Origin of the sequence: Paraburkholderia sp. RL17-383-BIF-A, from assembly GCF_046028015.1 — a bacterium.
Taxonomy (GTDB): domain Bacteria; phylum Pseudomonadota; class Gammaproteobacteria; order Burkholderiales; family Burkholderiaceae; genus Paraburkholderia.
Genome location: NZ_JARESR010000031.1, coordinates 12,134 through 28,837, shown reverse-complemented (window position 1 = coordinate 28,837; position 16,704 = coordinate 12,134). Strand labels below are relative to the sequence as shown.

Here is a 16,704-nt window from a genome sequence, read left to right as displayed (position 1 = left end):
GCCGCGCGTCAATACGCATTCCGATGCCGCAACCCCTTCACCACTGTCGCAAACACAATCCGCATATCCAACCCAAACGACCAGTTACGCAAGTAGTACAGATCGTGTTCCACCCGTGCCTGCATCTTTTCAACCCGATCCGTCTCTCCGCGAAAACCATTGACTTGAGCCCACCCGGTAATACCCGGCTTGATCCGGTACCGATGGATATAACCGTCGACGATGCCGCGATATTCGTCATCGTGTTCGATCGCGTGGGGCCGCGGCCCCACCACCGACATCTCCCCGCGCAGCACATTCAGAAACTGCGGCAATTCATCGAGACTCGTGCGACGCAAGAACGCGCCCACGCGAGTGACACGCGGATCGCCACGCGTAGCCTGACGAACGACACCAGTGCGCGCCGCGTGCTTGCGCATGGAGCGAAACTTGTAGATGCGAAACACACGTCCGTCCGCGCCCTTGCGCCGCTGGGTGAACAACACCGGCCCCTCCGACGTCGCCTTGACGGCCACTGCAATCGTCACCATCACCGGCGCCAACGCGAGCAACGCCGTGAGCGCGAACAGCCGGTCAAAAACCGCCTTCTGAACCAACGCGTACGGAGTCATCGGCGATGCCATCAGATTGATGGCCGGCGTGCCAATCAGATCGACCACGTTCCGATCGAACATCGCAAGACTGCGTACGTCAGGAATGAAGCGCACGTTGACCAGGTCGCCGCTGAATTCGTCGAGGATCCGCAGCACGGTGTCTTCCTCTGACATGGATAGCGCGAGCCACACTTCTTCGACCTGCTCACTGCGTACCCAGTCAGCGAATTCGGGCAGACACCCGAACGACGGCAAGCCCGGAAAATCAGATTCGTTCCCCTGCCGCGTGTTGAACGTGGCAACCATCCGGAAGCCCGCTTCCGGCGAGCGCACGATATTGGCGATCACACGGTCGCGATGCGCGCCGACGCCCACCACCGCCACCGTGCGCAGGTTGCCTCCCGCCCGCCTCATGCGGCCGAGTACCGCATGCACCAGCAGTCGCGAAACGACCAGCCCAACCGCCGTGATCGCGGTCCAACTCACGCACCAGAGCCGCGACACTGATGCAGCACGGTGAAGCAGGAACAACATGGCAAGTCCGCATACCTGCACCGCGATCCAGCCGAATACGATGTTGAAACTCAAACGCCATTTCGACCGGCCGCGCCACGAGTCGTACACGCCGAACCATGGCAACAGCACAATGGCAAACGCCATATCGAACGCGACGAACGCACCCTCGAAAATCGACAGACCCGGACGAGGCACGAACGCGAGCGAGGCCAACGACGCGCCCAACGCAATCAACATCACGTCGAGCAGGCGCGCCAACATGCTGTCCACGTCCGCTAAATTCCGGCCGGCGGGTTGACGAATTGCCGTTCGCATGGACCTCGCCCTAACACGCGTGAGGGTCGCGGCGCCGGGCACCAGCTTCCATGCCATGCAGACGGGTCTCCGGTGCCACATGCGCGAACGTGACGGAATAGTCCAAAGCAGTCCTCGGCCTCATGGCATCGCCCTCAATACAATTCATTTGCAATGCCGACTGAATGCATCACTTTTCAAAGAGATCGCATTCTGCCTCCATCAAGATCGTCCAAAGATGGGAAATTTCCCAACTCGTCACAGCATTCGTCAGCTTGGAAATCCAATCTTTGGGAACGACTCTGAATTCTCCAAAACAGTCCGGCTTCTGGTCGTCCATAACCTATCCCTAATGGACTCGTTGAGAAACTTTAACTATCTGCAATCGTCTCCTCCCCTTATGCTCGAACAGTGACCCGCAAACCGTGTACGGCGAGAGACGGCACCGGGCAGGAGACTATTCATCGTCAGAGGAGCGGCATCATGAAGATCTGTATCTTCGGAGCAGGAGCGATTGGCGGCTTGATGGGTGTGCAGCTCGCACGCGCCGGCGCGGATGTGAGTTTCGTCGCGCGCGGCGCGCATCTCGCGGCCATGCGCGAACACGGAGCGCGTCTGATCATGGACGGCGAGACGTTCAGCGCGCCGGTACGCTGCACGTCCGATCCGCGCGAACTCGGCGTGCAGGACTTCGTGATCATTACGCTGAAAGCCCATTCGCTGCCCGGCGTGGTCGATGCGATGCAGCCGCTGCTCGGCAAACACACGGCGATCGTCACGGGTGTCAACGGCATTCCGTACTGGTACTTCTACCAACACGGCGGCCGATTCGCCGGCACGCGGCTCGCGAGCGTCGACCCCGACGGCGGTCAATGGACAAAGCTCGGCCCTGAACGGGCGATCGGCTGCGTGCTGTATCCCGCCGCCGAAATCGTCGAACCCGGCGTCATCAAGCATGTGTACGGCAAGAAGTTCCCGATTGGCGAGCCAAGCGGAGAACGCACGCCGCGCATTCAGCAATTGCACGAGATCATGCAAGCGGCCGGTTTCGAAGCGCCGATTCGCGACAATATCCGCGACGAAATCTGGCTCAAGCTATGGGGCAACCTGTGCTTCAACCCGATCAGCGCATTGACGCACGCCACGCTCGACGTGCTCACCAGCGACCCCGGCACCCGTGCGGTATCGCGCACGATGATGCTGGAAGCCAAGCGCATTGCGGATCAGTTCGGCGTGCACTTTCGCGTCGATGTGGAAAAGCGTATCGACGGCGCGGGCGCGGTCGGCGCGCATAAGACCTCGACGCTGGTCGACCTGGAGAATCGTCGTCCAATGGAGATCGACCCGCTGTTGACGGTGGTGCAGGAAATGGGCCGCCTCGTCGCCGAACCCACGCCGACTATCGATGTCGTACTGGCGCTCATCAAACTGCGTGAGCGGATGGCATTGCAGGGAGAGTGAGGCCTGGAAACACGATTTCGCCGTTGAACGACTGCAAGCAAAAGAGGATCGAACGCCACGCGCGTTCGATCCTCTTTCCTTTAGCGGCTACTTGTTACCACTGGTCGCTACTGGTCGCTACTGGTCGCTACTGGTCGATAGCGAGCCACACGGCTTTAGGCTCGGTGAAGTTTTCAATCGCGACGTCGCCGTGTTCGCGGCCGAACCCGGAGTCGCCGGAGCCTCCCCACGGCAGGCGCACGTCGGTGTAGCCGTAAGTGTTGATCCACACGGTGCCCGCCTTCAGATCGCGCGCAACCCGATGCACGCGGCCGATATCCGCGCTCCACACGCCCGCGGCGAGGCTATACAGCGTGCCATTGGCGATCCGTATCGCGTCGGCTTCGTCGTTGAATCGAATTACGCTCGCCACGGGACCGAAGATCTCCTCCTGCGAAATGCGCATCTCATGCTCGACGTTGGCGAAGACAGTCGGCTCGACAAAGAAGCCGCGCTCGCCCACTCGCGCGCCGCCGGTCACAAGCGACGCGCCTTCAGAGCGCCCTGTTTCGACATAGCCCAACACCGTCTTCATTTGCGCCGCGGAGATGAGCGGCCCCATGGACGTATCTCGCGCCGACGGATCGCCGACCTTGATCGACTTCGCGCGAGCGGCGAGGCGCTCGACCACCTCGTCGTACACATCGCGATGGGCGAGAATGCGCGAGCCTGCCGAACACACCTGACCGGTGTTGAAGAAGATCCCCGCTGCCGCGGCGCGCACCGCGTTGTCGAGATTGGCATCCGGGAAAATCAGGTTGGCCGATTTACCGCCGAGTTCCAGCGTGACGCGCTTGAAGTTGCCGGCCGCGCCTTGCAGAATGCCGCGCCCCACGGAAGGCGAACCCGTGAACGTCACCTTGTCGACGCCCGGATGCGCGACCAGCGCATCGCCGACCACGCGTCCCTTGCCCGTGACGATATTCAGCACACCCGGCGGCACGCCCGCTTCGAGTGCCAGTTCGCCGATGCGCAATGCGCTCAGCGGCGTAATCTCAGCGGGTTTGACGATCAGCGTACAGCCACACGCCAGCGCCGGCGCGATCTTCCACATGCCGATCATCAGCGGGAAATTCCACGGCACGATCGCGGCGACCACGCCGACGGGTTCACGCAAGGTGTATGTCAATGCATCGGGGCGCACCGGCACGACCTGACCGTTGATCTTGTCGCACCAGCCTGCGTAGTATTCGAGCGTATCGATCGCGGCCGGAATGTCCTGACGCATGACCGCGGCGATCGGCTTGCCGGCGTCGAGGCTCTCAAGCGCGGCCAGTTCTTCGAGATTCGCGCGCATCAGCGCGGCGAACCGCATCAGAATGCGGCCGCGCTCAGCGGTTCGTATCGCGTTCCATACTTTCAATGCGGCACGCGCCGCGTGCACTGCCGTGTCCACGTCGGCGGAACTGCCTTGCGCAACCAGTGCGATCGGCTCTTCGGTGGCGGGGTTGATGTCGACGGAATATTCGCCGGTGCCGGGCGGCAAGCGCTTGCCGTCGATAAGCAGATCATGGCGCCTGAGGTCGGTTTCAGTTTCCATCATGAAGCTCCTTGCTTGAGATGCTGGCTGAGATGTTGCATGGGCTGAATGCTTGCGAACCGGTTTGGGATGAGGGCTGACTAGGGCTCGTGGAGTACGGCGCCGTCGCGCGCAACGGTCATCCCCGTTCGCATTGCGGAAATGGATGGCTGAGCGTCGGCGGCGTCTGAAGGCGCGCCGGCTGGCGCGGAAAACTGTGCCCACGCCGCCGCGGCGTTGGGCCTCAGGGAACGGTTGCGGCGATGCACGAGCAGCGTCGTCAGACTCATCCCTGGTTCGAGCGGCCGGCTAACGAGTGACGGGCCCACTGCGGGCCAATGCGCGTCGATGGGTAATATGCCGACGCCGAGCCCCAGTTCGACCATGCGCAACACTGCCGCGACATGCCCGAACTCCTGCACCGGCCGGCGCTTCACGCCGTTCGTATGGAAGGCGAGTTCGAGCGCCGCGCGCACACCCGTATCGGCATTCAGCGTAACGAGCGCCCATTCGTGCAATGCGCTCCACGCCACGGTGGCATGACGTGCAAGCGGATGCGCGGGCGGCATCACCGCGTGGAGCGGGGTCGTGAAAACGACTTGCGCGTGCAACAGATCGCCGGCGAGCGGCTCGGCGAGCGAGACCACGCCGAAGTCCACTTCGCCTTGCTCGACGCTCGCGAGCACACCGCTTTGCGGCTGATCCCTGACGGAGACGATCAACTCGGGAAAAGCCGCCGCGCATCGCGCGAGCCCTTGGGCCACCCAGCTCGACGACAACACCGGATTGCTCGCCAGTACCACCACGCCGGTATGCCCGTCGTAAGCGGCTCGCTCTTCACGCAACGTCAGGTCGATTTCATCGAGCAGCCGGCCAATCCTTCGTTCGAGACTCGCACCCGCATGAGTCAGTTCGACCTGGCGGGTAGTACGGTCGAATAGTTTAAGTTCGACCGCTTCTTCGAGTTCACGGATACAACGGCTCACCGCCGATTGCGTCAACTCGAACTCACGCGCCGCGCGCGTGAAACTCCGCTCACGCGCAACGGCGACGAACACCTTGAGTTGCTGCAACGATACATTCATGACTTCACTGCCGGGCGCGGGCCGCTCACCCTATTCTCCTGTCTGCTCAGGCCAGTGACTCAGCCGCGAGGCCTTGCCCGTGCCGGCAACCGCCAGCACACCCTGAGGCTCATTGTGCGTTTCGATCCAGCGTGAGCGCATCGGGGCGAGTATGAACTTCGCGGAGATGCCCGCGGCGATCGTCACGACGGCGGAGACGATGAAGACGAGACTCCAGCCACCCGTCGCCGACAGCACTGAAGCAATCGGCACCAGCAGCGAAGCCGTGCCCTTCGCGGTGTACAAGGTACCCGCATTGGCCGCCGCATACTTGCTGCCGAAGGTATCCGCACAGATCGCCGGGAAGATCGAGAAGATTTCGCCCCAGAAGAGGAAGATCAACGCGGCGAACGTCATGAACGCATACGGGTTGGTGCCGTACTGCATCAAGCCGAGCAACGCCAAACCCTCGCCGATAAAGATCACGAACATGGTGTTTTCACGGCCGAGCTTGTCGGAGATGAAGCCGCACAACGGACGCGTAAAACCGTTGCACACGTTGTCGATGGAAAGCGTGGCGGTCAGGAGCGGCAAGGTCATACCGAAGATCGTCATCGGAATGCGTGCGAGGCCCCAGTCTTTCGCAATGGGACCGATCTGCGCGGTGGCCATCAGACCGCCCGCGGCCACCGCCACGAACGAGACGTAGATCACCCAGAACACCGGCGTTCTGATCATCTGACCCGGCGTGAAGTCCACCTTCGAAACGGCGAACTTTTTCTTCGGTGCGGGTTGCTGGCGCAGGTTCGGTTTCTTCAACAGCAGTGCGAGCGCCAGAATGCATCCGCCTTGCAGAATGCCGAAGAAGAAGAACGTGTGCTCATAGCCCGAACGCGTAATCATGTTGGCAATCGGAATCACCGTCACCGCCGCGCCCGCGCCGAAGCCCGCAGCCGTGAGACCCGCGGCAAGACCGCGCCGGTCGGGAAACCATTTCAACGCATTGCCCACGCAGGTGCCGTACACGCCGCCCGCGCCGATCCCGGCGATGACGGCGGAAACATACAGCATCGGCAAGGTCGTGGCATATGAGTTCATCACCCATGCAATGCCCGCGCATATCGCTCCGCCCGCGACCACGGGCCGAGGCCCGAACCGGTCGACCAGCCAGCCTTCGAGCGGCACGAGCCACGTCTCAGTCAGAATGAAGATTGCAAACGCAAGTTGAATCGACGCTTCGCCCCAGTGATGCCGCGCGTTCATTGGGGTGACGAACAACGTCCATGCGTATTGAAGATTGGCAACCAGTGCCATGCACACCATGCCGATGACGAGTTGCCACCAACGGTTCGCCCAAAACACCCGGGCCTTGGTCTGCTGAGTGAATTCGTCCATGAGCCTTGTCTCCACTATTTATTTAGTGCAGCCGACCAACGTCCCGATGGAAGTCCCTTCGATGACGCGCCAGACTGTATACATCCCACCTTATGGTTGTGCCCCGAAAAGCCATGCTCCCGGGAATATCTGATATTTGCGTCTTTAATCCGTTGCTTTAAAAATCCACCCGCTTAATTCATCACATTCTGAAAATACTTTATTCCGATCAATTAAAACTTCGCATTGCGATGAGGCTGTCGCCGCCGGTCCACAAGGCCTGAAATCCAAGCGTTAACCCGAGTACTTCACCCACCGATCTGGCGGCATTTCCGCTTTCTTATACAGAGTCATGCTAGGGTCATTGCTGAATTACTAATAATTAAAGTTTGTTATTATGTTGATTCACGTTTGCTTATACATCGGCCATGACGATGCGAAATGCGACTCTGCGACAACTGAAGGTTTTCGAAACGGTGGCGCGCCACCTGAGCTTCTCGCGCGCCGCCGAGGAATTGCATCTCACGCAGCCGGCCGTCTCCACTCAGGTCCGGCAACTCGAAGAACATGCCGGGCTGCCGCTGTTCGAACAACTCGGCAAAAAAATCTATCTGACGCCGGCGGGCACCGAAATGCTTCACTACAGCCGCGCGATCATCCAGCAATTCCACGAAGTCGACGAGGCGATGAGTCAGCTCAAGGGCGTCTCCGGCGGCAAGCTGAACGTCGCGGTGATCAGCGCGGGCGACTACTTCTTTCCGCGACTGCTGGCCGAATTCACGCGCCGCTATTCGGGTGTCGTGCTCAATCTCGCCGTGCACAACCGCGAGGAGCTGCTGCATCAGCTCGCTACCAACCAGACCGATCTCGCGGTAATGGTGCGCCCACCCCACGAAACCGACGCGACCAACGAGCCGTTCGCGCCGCACCCGTACGTGATCGTGGCGGCGCCCACGCATCCGCTCGCGCATAAGCGCAACATCAAGATCGGCCAGTTGGCGAATGAAGCCTTCATCGTGCGGGAACGCGGCTCGGACACATGGAATTCGATGGAAGAAGGTTTCGCCGGGCGCCTTGCCAACCTCAAGATCGCCATGGAGATCAAGAGCACCGAGACGATCAAGCAGGCTGTGATCGCGGGCATGGGCATCGCCTTTCTGTCCGCGCATACGATCAGCCTCGAACTGCAACTCGGTCATCTGGTCGTGCTCGACGTCGAGAGCTTTCCGGTCATGCTCAACTGGTACGTGGTGCACCGCAAGAACAAGCGCCTGCCGCCGGTAGCGGTCGCCTTCAAGCGCTTCCTCATGGAAGAAGGCGCGAATCTGATCGAGAAGATCACGCGCGTCAGGGAATTGAGCGTGTATAAGCAGTAGGCTATGGAGAAGCAATAAAACTTTAACTATTGAAAATTCATCAGGACTTCTATGCTGCAAGCGAGTTCCATCACTCGTCAGCCCAGGAGGTCGATCATGAATCACGCTTCGGTTGAATCCCAGACCAGCGCGCACCCTGACCGTGCCGCTTCGATCCATCCCGACGATGCCCACCTGAGCGCGTACAACGCCGCTTTCAGCGATCTCGGCCTGCGTTTTCGCTGGGATCGCGCCACGCTCGACGTGCTCAAGGAATTCAACAGTGAAGCGGCCCGCATCACCGCCTACATCGAGCGGTTTCACGCCCATCTCCATCGTGCCTACGATACCGACTTCCTCGCTCAACTGATTCTGCACAAGAAGTCGCAGTACTTCAGCGAGTTCACGGCGACAGGCGACTGAGAGCGTCGGCGGGATCTCGATCCCGCTACGCGCCGCGCTTGCCGCCAGACAGGTGCGTGCGTTCATAAGGCACGCCGCGTGGTGGCGCAAGTCGAACGATGGTGGGCGCACGCGCGCTTTCGCCCATCCCCGTTCACGCTATGCCGTTCGCTTCGACAGCGCGGATATGCTGCCGTGCGCAGGTCTGCTCGCGTTACATCGGGCAGCGTCCACGCCTGCTCTTCGCCGCCGTGCCATTCGATTCGCTCAAGCAGCCCACGGTTGTCCGTGGTCGCGCTATGACTGTGGCAACGCGCGGCAAACGCGAGTGCGCCTGAATCGTGGCCCTGCTCGCGCGCATTGGAATACTCGCGGCTGGTCATCAGATGCACACCCATTGCACAAGCCACCGCGCTCATCGCGAGTAGCGCGGCCAGTCCGAATGGCTGCGCCTGTTCGGTGACGAAACCGTAGCCGAGCCAGGCGCACAGCAGCAGCGCAAGCAGATTGACGACATCGTGACCAGGACGCGCCACCGCGGCGAAGTCCAATACACCGCGCAGTTTGCAGAACGCAATCGTCGAGGTGGCAAAAATCAACGCGCCGATGAACACGGCGACACAGAGTCCAGCGCGCTCCACGCTCGCCTGCGCCGCCGACGACAGATAACGCGCAAAACCACCCGACATGACAGCGAGCCCCATGCCACTGCCCAACAGGGCGACGAGTCGCGGCCGCCGCGTCAAGTTGCGTCCGTGCGCCAGTCGCGCGCCGAGCACCGCGCCCGCCACCGCGGCGCCAACCGTGCCGTCGCTCGCGCCCATGCCCGCAGCGAGAAGCGCCGCGAGTGCGGCGGCCAACGCGCCGACGTGCCAGTCAGGCCGACGCTTCGCTCGCCGTTCGAACTGCAGTTGCCCGACTGCGGCAAGCGCGACGGCCAACACGGAAGCAAATAAACCCGCCAGCGAACACCACACGGTACTGTCATACGCTAGCGGCATGCGTGCTCCTCCGAGTCGGAAAGCATGGGCACGTGCCCATGCATGGCGAAGTCAGCCAACCGTTCAGACGGCGCTCGACGCGACTGGCTCCGTGCCGGCCACAGCAACCGCGCGCGCGGCGCTCAAGGTATTGCTCAGCGTGCCGATCCCGTCGACCGTGATCGACACCGTCGCGCCGTCCTTGATCGACCCCACGCCCACCGAGGTGCCGCACGCAATCACATCGCCCGGTTCGAGCGTGAGATCCTGCGAGATCAGACTCACCTGCTCGGCCGGCGAGAAAACCATGTCGGCGAGCGGATAATTCTGCCGCTCCACGCCGTCGAGTGTCGTGACAAGACGTGCGCGCTGCCAGTCGAAACCGGAGACGATCGCCGGCCCGATACAGCAAAACGTATCGAAGCCCTTCGCACGGCACCATTGCGGAAAGTGCGGATTCTCGTTCAGCAGATCGGCAGCGGTGACGTCGTTCACCAGCGTGTAGCCGAAGATCGCTTCGGCGGCCTCTTCGACGCTCGCGTCCCGGCAGCGCCGTCCGATCACAATGCCGAGCTCGCCCTCATAGACGATCTTGCCCGTGTAGCTGAGCGGCCTGCGGATCGGCTCACCCGCGCCGATTACCGAACCCGCCGGCTTCAGCAGGAAGAGCGGATGCGCGGGCACGGGCTTGTCGAGCTTCGCCGCCAGCGCGTAATAGTTGTTCCACAGCGCGACGATCTTGCCCGGCGCGCACGGCGCGATCGGGGCGAGCGCGCGCGTCGAGAGCACGGCGCCGGTCGGCACCGGCTGATCGAGACTTTCATACTCGTGCAGATAGCCCCCCTCCACACGGCCGAACACGACGCCGCCGTCGCTCGACATGAATCGCATCCACGTATCCATTCGTTGCTCCCTGTTAGCTTGAATCGTCTAGATCGCGCCGGCAGTGCGCAGTGCGCTGACCTGCTCGGGCGAATAGCCGAGTTCGGCCATGACCTCGTCGGTATGCTCGCCGAGCAGCGGAGAACGCGTCACCTCGGTCGGGCTGTCGGACAGTTTGATAGGATTGCCAACCGTCAGATATTTGCCGCGAGTCGGGTGATCCACTTCGACGATCGTGCCGGTTTTGCGCAGCGAAGGCTCTTCGGCGATTTCCTTCATCGACAGAATCGGTCCGCACGGAATGTCGTACTTGTTGAGAATCTGCATGGCCTCGAACTTGGTCTTGGTCATGGTCCAGCGTTCGATCTCCGCGAAGATATCCTTCAAGTGCGGCAGGCGCGCGGCCGGCGTCGCGTAATCGGGATCCGTCGCCCACTCTTCCTTGCCGATCACGTTGCAGATCTTCGCCCATACCGGGGCCTGCGTGATGAAGTAGATATACGCGTTGGGGTCCGTCTCCCAGCCCTTGCACTTCAGGATCCAGCCCGGCTGACCGCCGCCCGATGCGTTGCCCGCGCGCGGCACTGCTTCGCCGAACTGTCCATTCGGATATTGCGGGTACTCTTTCATCGTGCCGGTGCGTTCGAGCCGCTGCTGGTCGCGCAGCTTCACGCGGCACAGGTTCAGTACGCCGTCCTGCATCGCGGCGAGGACGCGCTGGCCGCGTCCGGTGTGCGTGCGCTGATAGAGCGCCGTGACGATGCCGAGCGCCAGATGCAAGCCGGTGCCACTGTCGCCGATCTGCGCGCCCGTCACGACCGGCGGACCGTCATCGAAGCCGGTGGTCGACGCCGCGCCGCCCGCGCATTGCGCGACATTCTCGTAGACCTTGCAGTCTTCGTAGGGCCCGGGGCCGAAGCCCTTCACCGAAGCGACTATCATGCGCGGATTCAATTCCTGAATCCGCTCCCACGTGAAGCCCATGCGATCGAGCGCGCCCGGCGCGAAGTTTTCCACCAGTACGTCGCATTTCTGGATCAATGCTTCGAGCACCTGCTTGCCTTCGGGGTTCTTCGTATCGATCGTGACCGAGCGCTTGTTGTGGTTAAGCATCGTGAAGTAGAGGCTGTCCACGTCCGGAATGTCGCGCAACTGCTCACGCGTGATGTCGCCCGCGCCCGCCCGCTCCACCTTGATCACGTCCGCACCGAACCACGCGAGCAGCTGCGTGCAGGTCGGTCCGGATTGCACATGCGTGAAGTCGAGAATGCGCACGCCGTCGAGTGCTTTGCTCATGTCCTGTCTCCTGAAGGGCGCGTCTTATTTGCACATGGTTTGGTTTTTGGTACCCGGCGCATGGTCTCGCGGGTCGCAATGGGCGGGTCCCACATCGAACGCGGTCATGCCGAACGTGCCCTCGCCGGCCGGGCGCGCCTTCTGTTTGAGCGCCTGTTCGGCCTTTGCGCTGCGCGTCGCTGAAATCAGGGGTGAAACAACTGCGGACATAGTCGTCTCCTAGTCACCTTCGACACATACGGTATGTGATATATCAGATTCAATCAAGCTTGATTTCTAGATGCCGCCTCGGTGCGATTTCTCCTCCTTAGGCTTACTCAGACTGGCGCACCACGGAGAAACGGCAAACTTGCAGGCGCCAAGTCGAGGGAAAACACCAAGGTCTTTGCTTTACTTGACTCGCTTGATATATCACATACCATATTTTTAAGACCGTCAAGCGAGGTTTATCCCGCACCTCGACGGCCTGACGGCATTTCGGTCTGGCGAAAAACAAAAAAGCCCGCGGTGTTTCCACCGCGGGCTCCCTATCCAGCCTGCCAATCAAACGCCGCCCAAGCAGCCGTTAATCCAGAAAATCGCAATTCGCCTCGACAAACGCGGCGAGATCCAGCGAATGCTGCCGCGTGAGGCGCTCGGCCAGTTCGGTATCCCGCTGCTCCAGCGCCTCGATAATGCGCAGATGATCGACGATCGAACGCGATGCGCGGTCGCTCTGCGAAATGGTCATGCGGCGGATCGCCCGCACGTGGATGAAGATGTTCTTGATCGTGTCGAGAATGATCTGCGACTTGGACAACTCGACGATCGCCTGATGAAACGCGATGTTCGCATCCGAGTACTCAGCGATGTGCTCGGCCGGCGTCGCGTCGCGGAAGTTGTCGAACATGTGGCGCAGCCGGGCAATTTCCTCGTCCGTGGCGTGCAGCGTGGCAAGACGCGCCGCCATGCTTTCGAGCGCCGCCCACATCTGGATCATTTCGACGATTTCACGCTTGCTCTTGCGCACGATATAGATGCCGCGCCGCGGCACCATGCGCAAAAACCCTTCCTGTTCGAGCAGCGTCATGGCCTCGCGCACCGGCGTGCGGCTGACGCCGAGCGACTCGCTCAGCACGCGCTCGTCGAGCCGGATTTCTTCGCGGTTCTGATAGATGTCCGCGTCGGCAATCGCCTGGCGGAGCATGGCATACGCCTGATCGCGCAAGCTCGCGCTCGCGCCGATCGGCTGCAATGACAACGTGAGCGGTGTGGCCACTGCTTCAGCTTGAAGTTCTGACGACATTCATCGCCTCTTGTTGAACATGCGCACGGTACGGCGCCGGCATTGCTGCGCCGCGTTGCTCGCCCAAACCCACGAAGCGGCCATGTTGCGCTGCAAGCTGCGCAACCGGTTGAGGAACCCAGCGGGTCAACAGAACAGTGGCCGCAGCGCCCAAACCCACAACGGAAACGGCAAGCAGCGAAAGAGGAACAAATTCCATTTGTAACTCCGAATGATTGAGTGAAGGAATGACTCAATCATATGCTGCAATGCCGCAAAAATCAATATTCCGTATGTAGTATATCAGTAACTGTTGTTTTTCGAGACTGAAACCTCAAGGTAGCACGGCCTGCCTTCAGACGCTTCATCGCAGCGTCTGAAGGGGCGGGCGCTCGGTGTAAACGCGCAAAACGCGCGCTATTCGCGCATAGATGTACGATAATCGCGCATTATTGGTCAGATGTGGATTGTGGGATCGCCCTCGCATCATTAACCTTCGGGCATCCTGCAATCGATCGCGACCCGCCACGCTACCCTGCCGGCGCGCGATTCCAGCAGCCAGAGAGTTTCGAGGAGACACTATGACGAGCACCACCATCCCGACGGCCGCCATGGCCGACAACCGCAAGGCGCGCAGCCAGGCCCGCAAGGCGGCGCTCGGCAGCTTCGTCGGCGCCGTGGTCGACTGGTATGACTTCCTGTTGTATGGCATCGTCGCCGCGCTCGTTTTCAATGCCGAGTTTTTCCCCAAAGTCAGCCCGGCGATGGGCACCCTCGCCGCGTTCGCCACCTTCGGCGTCGGCTTTCTGTTCCGTCCGCTCGGCGGCTTCGTGTTCGGGCACTTCGGCGATCGGCTCGGACGCAAGCGCATGCTCGTGCTCACGGTCATGATGATGGGCCTGTCGACCGCCGCGATCGGCCTGCTGCCGTCTTTCTCCAGCATCGGCTGGTTGGCGCCGGTGCTCCTCGTGACGTTGCGCGCGATCCAGGGCTTCGCGGTGGGCGGCGAATGGGGCGGCGCGGCGCTGATGGCGGTCGAAAGCGCCCCGGAAAAGAAGAAAGCGTTCTATAGCAGCGGCGTGCAGGTCGGTTATGGTGTGGGCCTCGTGCTCTCGACCGGATTGGTCGCGCTGATCAGCCGTTCGATGGATAACGCGTCGTTCCTAAGCTGGGGCTGGCGCCTGCCCTTCCTGTTCAGCGTGGTGCTGGTGCTGATCGCGCTATGGATCCGCTCGAGCATGGAAGAGTCGAAGGAGTTCGTCGAGAAAGTCGGCAAGCACGGTGAACGTAGCGTGCGCCTGCCGATTGTCGAAGCATTGCTGCGGCATCCGAAGGCGTTCCTGCTGATCATCGCGCTGCGTCTTGCCGAGTTGTTCACGATGTACATCGTGACCGCATTCGCGCTGAACTACTCGACGGCAAATCTGCACATGCCGCGCGAATTCTTCCTGACCATCGGTCTGCTGGTCGGCGCGCTGAGCTGCGTGACGATCCCGTGCTTCGCCGCGCTGGCGGACCGTTTCGGCCGCCGCCGCGTGTATATCGTCGGCGCGGTGATCGGCATGCTGAGCGCGGTGCCGTTCTTCCTCGCGCTCGAAGCGCGCTCGACGCTGTGGATCGTGGTCTTCGCCGTCATGCTCGCCAACGTCGCGCACGACATGGTGGTGAGCGTGCAGCAGCCCATGTTCACCGAACTGTTCGGCACCGAGTATCGCTACAGCGGCGCGGGTGTGGGCTATCAGGTGGCGAGCGTGGTCGGCGGCGGCTTCACGCCGTTCATTGCGGTCGCGCTGGTCAGCTTTGCCGGTGGCTCGTGGCATCCCGTGGCCGCTTATCTGGCTATCGGCTGCCTGATCTCGGTACTCGTGGCGGCCAAAATGAAAACTGGGCGCACCATCGCCTGAATGCGGTAACGCTGCCAAAGCGGGCCGGCGTGGCGAAAGATGCCACTGCCGGCCCGTTTCGTTTGGAGTATCCGGTAGTTTGTCCCGCCCTTTTGCGCCGCCGCGCCGCAATTCGACAGATTACGGTCGCGTTTCACCAGGCAAACACCTTATGTCTTTGCGTCTCATATTGCAAAGGCCATGCTCGCCGCCTATCGTTCGACGATGCGATTTTTGTCGCGGATTTCGGCACGTCATATGCAATTCAAATACATATATTGACGGCTCCGAATTCGTGGACTTTACGCCGCGACGCCTAAAGCAAAGTGTACGAGGCGCCGATAACAACTAATTCGTCACCGGAGACCGACCATGAGCAGCATCACCGAGCCGAGCGGCAATTCAGGCTCTGCCCCGTTCTTTTCCAAACAGGCCACCGTTGCGAAACCCGGCTTTTCGCGTTGGATGGTCCCGCCCGCGGCGCTCGCCGTCCATCTCTGTATTGGCCAGGCGTATGCGTTCTCCGTGTTCAATGGCCCGCTGACCAAGGTCATCGGCATCACGCAATCCAGTGCGGATGACTGGTCGCTGACCTCCCTCGGCTGGATCTTTTCGCTGGCGATCGTGTTCCTCGGTTTGTCGGCGGCCTTTGCCGGCAAGTGGCTCGAACGCGTCGGCCCGCGCCGCACGATGTTTACCGCCGCATGCTGCTTCGGCGGCGGCTTCCTCGTCTCCTCGCTCGGCGTGTATCTGCATCAGATCGTCCTGCTCTACCTCGGCTACGGCGTGATCGGAGGAATCGGGCTGGGACTCGGTTATGTGTCGCCGGTGTCCACGCTGATCCGCTGGTTCCCGGACCGCCGCGGGATGGCGACGGGCATGGCGATCATGGGCTTCGGCGGCGGCGCGATGATCGCCGCGCCGTTGTCCGTGGCGTTGATGAACCACTTCCGCAGTGCCACCAGCATCGGTGTGGCCGAGACGTTCGTCGTGCTCGGCATCGCGTACTTCATCTCGATGACGATCGGCGCACTGGCGATCCGCGTGCCGCCGGCGGACTGGAAACCGGCCGGCTGGACGCCGGCCGCGACGGGTCAGAACAAGATGATCTCGCGTAACCACGTGCATATCGACCAGGCGCTGAAGACGCCGCAGTTCTATCTGATCTGGCTCGTGCTGTTCCTGAACGTGACGGCCGGCATCGGCATTCTCGGCCAGGCTTCGGTGATGATTCAGGAAAGCTTCAAAAACTCGGTGACGGCAGCCGCAGCGGCCGGATTCGTGGGTCTTCTGTCGCTGTTCAATATGGGCGGCCGGTTTGTCTGGGCGTCCGCTTCCGACTGGATCGGCCGCAAGAACACGTACTTCATCTTCTTCGCGCTCGGCGCGGTGCTGTACTACCTCGTGCCGGGTTTCGCCGCATCCGGTCAGATCGCCCTCTTCGTGCTCGCCTACTGCGTGATCCTGACAATGTACGGTGGCGGCTTCGCCACCGTGCCGGCCTATCTCGCCGACATGTTCGGTACGGCGTTCGTCGGCGGCATTCACGGGCGTCTGCTGACGGCGTGGGCTGCGGCGGGTGTCGCAGGTCCTGTGCTGGTGAACTACATTCGCGCCTATGAAGTCGCGCACGGCGTCGCCAAGGCGGACGCCTACACGATGACCGTTCATATCATGGCCGTGCTGCTGGTGGTCGGCTTCGTCTGCAACCTGCTGGTCAAGCGTGTGGACGACAAGCACCACATGACCGACGCTCAACTCGCCAAAGGCGCATAAGGAGAT

15 protein-coding genes are annotated in these 16,704 nt (G+C 61.5%); 5 read left to right on the top strand and 10 right to left on the bottom strand.

Annotated features, from left to right (window positions below; all coding sequences use genetic code 11):
- Nucleotides 1–8: 8 nt before the first annotated feature.
- Complete coding sequence (locus tag P0D71_RS28020; protein ID WP_408483138.1) at nucleotides 9–1,424, bottom strand: undecaprenyl-phosphate glucose phosphotransferase; 1,416 nt, start codon at nucleotides 1,422–1,424, stop codon at nucleotides 9–11.
- 462 nt (nucleotides 1,425–1,886) lie between these two features.
- On the opposite strand from P0D71_RS28020, the gene P0D71_RS28015 reads away from it, so the two are divergent.
- Complete coding sequence (locus P0D71_RS28015; protein ID WP_091802954.1) at nucleotides 1,887–2,864, top strand: 2-dehydropantoate 2-reductase; 978 nt, start codon at nucleotides 1,887–1,889, stop codon at nucleotides 2,862–2,864.
- A gap of 127 nt (nucleotides 2,865–2,991) precedes the next feature.
- Here P0D71_RS28015 and P0D71_RS28010 read toward each other — a convergent pair whose 3' ends face one another.
- The 3 genes from P0D71_RS28010 to oxlT form a co-directional block, all read right to left on the bottom strand.
- A complete protein-coding gene (locus P0D71_RS28010; protein WP_408182395.1) occupies nucleotides 2,992–4,443 on the bottom strand; it encodes an aldehyde dehydrogenase family protein in 1,452 nt (483 codons plus the stop codon).
- An 80-nt stretch (nucleotides 4,444–4,523) separates the two neighbouring features.
- Complete coding sequence (locus P0D71_RS28005; RefSeq protein ID WP_408483137.1) at nucleotides 4,524–5,507, bottom strand: LysR family transcriptional regulator; 984 nt, start codon at nucleotides 5,505–5,507, stop codon at nucleotides 4,524–4,526.
- A 30-nt stretch (nucleotides 5,508–5,537) separates the two neighbouring features.
- A complete protein-coding gene (gene oxlT / locus P0D71_RS28000; protein WP_408347904.1) occupies nucleotides 5,538–6,881 on the bottom strand; it encodes an oxalate/formate MFS antiporter in 1,344 nt (447 codons plus the stop codon).
- 407 nt (nucleotides 6,882–7,288) lie between these two features.
- Here oxlT and P0D71_RS27995 point away from each other — a divergent pair, with 407 nt between their 5' ends.
- Nucleotides 7,289–8,236, top strand: coding sequence for a LysR family transcriptional regulator (locus P0D71_RS27995; RefSeq protein WP_091802961.1), 948 nt, complete (start codon nucleotides 7,289–7,291; stop codon nucleotides 8,234–8,236).
- A gap of 96 nt (nucleotides 8,237–8,332) precedes the next feature.
- A complete protein-coding gene (locus P0D71_RS27990; protein WP_408483136.1) occupies nucleotides 8,333–8,638 on the top strand; it encodes a hypothetical protein in 306 nt (101 codons plus the stop codon).
- Nucleotides 8,639–8,700: 62 nt separating this feature from the next.
- On the opposite strand, the gene P0D71_RS27985 is transcribed toward P0D71_RS27990, so the two are convergent.
- From P0D71_RS27985 to P0D71_RS27960, 6 genes are all read right to left on the bottom strand, one after another.
- Nucleotides 8,701–9,618, bottom strand: coding sequence for an NAD(P)(+) transhydrogenase (Re/Si-specific) subunit beta (locus P0D71_RS27985; RefSeq protein WP_408483135.1), 918 nt, complete (start codon nucleotides 9,616–9,618; stop codon nucleotides 8,701–8,703).
- Between the two features lie 63 nt (nucleotides 9,619–9,681).
- Nucleotides 9,682–10,500: a fumarylacetoacetate hydrolase family protein gene (locus P0D71_RS27980; protein WP_408299551.1), complete on the bottom strand. Its 819-nt coding sequence runs from the start codon at nucleotides 10,498–10,500 to the stop codon at nucleotides 9,682–9,684.
- Between the two features lie 27 nt (nucleotides 10,501–10,527).
- Complete coding sequence (frc, locus tag P0D71_RS27975; protein WP_408182360.1) at nucleotides 10,528–11,775, bottom strand: formyl-CoA transferase; 1,248 nt, start codon at nucleotides 11,773–11,775, stop codon at nucleotides 10,528–10,530.
- Between the two features lie 24 nt (nucleotides 11,776–11,799).
- The gene (locus P0D71_RS27970; RefSeq protein WP_408483134.1) at nucleotides 11,800–11,985 is read right to left on the bottom strand and encodes a hypothetical protein; all 186 of its coding nucleotides are present in this window, start codon (nucleotides 11,983–11,985) and stop codon (nucleotides 11,800–11,802) included.
- Between the two features lie 355 nt (nucleotides 11,986–12,340).
- Nucleotides 12,341–13,060 carry a GntR family transcriptional regulator gene (locus P0D71_RS27965; protein ID WP_408182364.1) on the bottom strand — a complete coding sequence of 240 codons (720 nt, stop codon included), beginning with the start codon at nucleotides 13,058–13,060 and terminating at the stop codon, nucleotides 12,341–12,343.
- Nucleotides 13,038–13,259 (bottom strand): hypothetical protein, encoded by a 222-nt coding sequence (locus P0D71_RS27960; protein ID WP_408347887.1) that lies wholly within the window; start codon nucleotides 13,257–13,259, stop codon nucleotides 13,038–13,040. Before P0D71_RS27960 ends, P0D71_RS27965 begins: the two co-directional genes overlap by 23 nt.
- A gap of 361 nt (nucleotides 13,260–13,620) precedes the next feature.
- Here P0D71_RS27960 and shiA point away from each other — a divergent pair, with 361 nt between their 5' ends.
- Nucleotides 13,621–14,943 carry a shikimate transporter gene (shiA, locus tag P0D71_RS27955; protein ID WP_408299545.1) on the top strand — a complete coding sequence of 441 codons (1,323 nt, stop codon included), beginning with the start codon at nucleotides 13,621–13,623 and terminating at the stop codon, nucleotides 14,941–14,943.
- Between the two features lie 351 nt (nucleotides 14,944–15,294).
- The gene (locus P0D71_RS27950; RefSeq protein WP_408483133.1) at nucleotides 15,295–16,698 is read left to right on the top strand and encodes an L-lactate MFS transporter; all 1,404 of its coding nucleotides are present in this window, start codon (nucleotides 15,295–15,297) and stop codon (nucleotides 16,696–16,698) included.
- The last annotated feature ends 6 nt before the right edge of the window (nucleotides 16,699–16,704 follow it).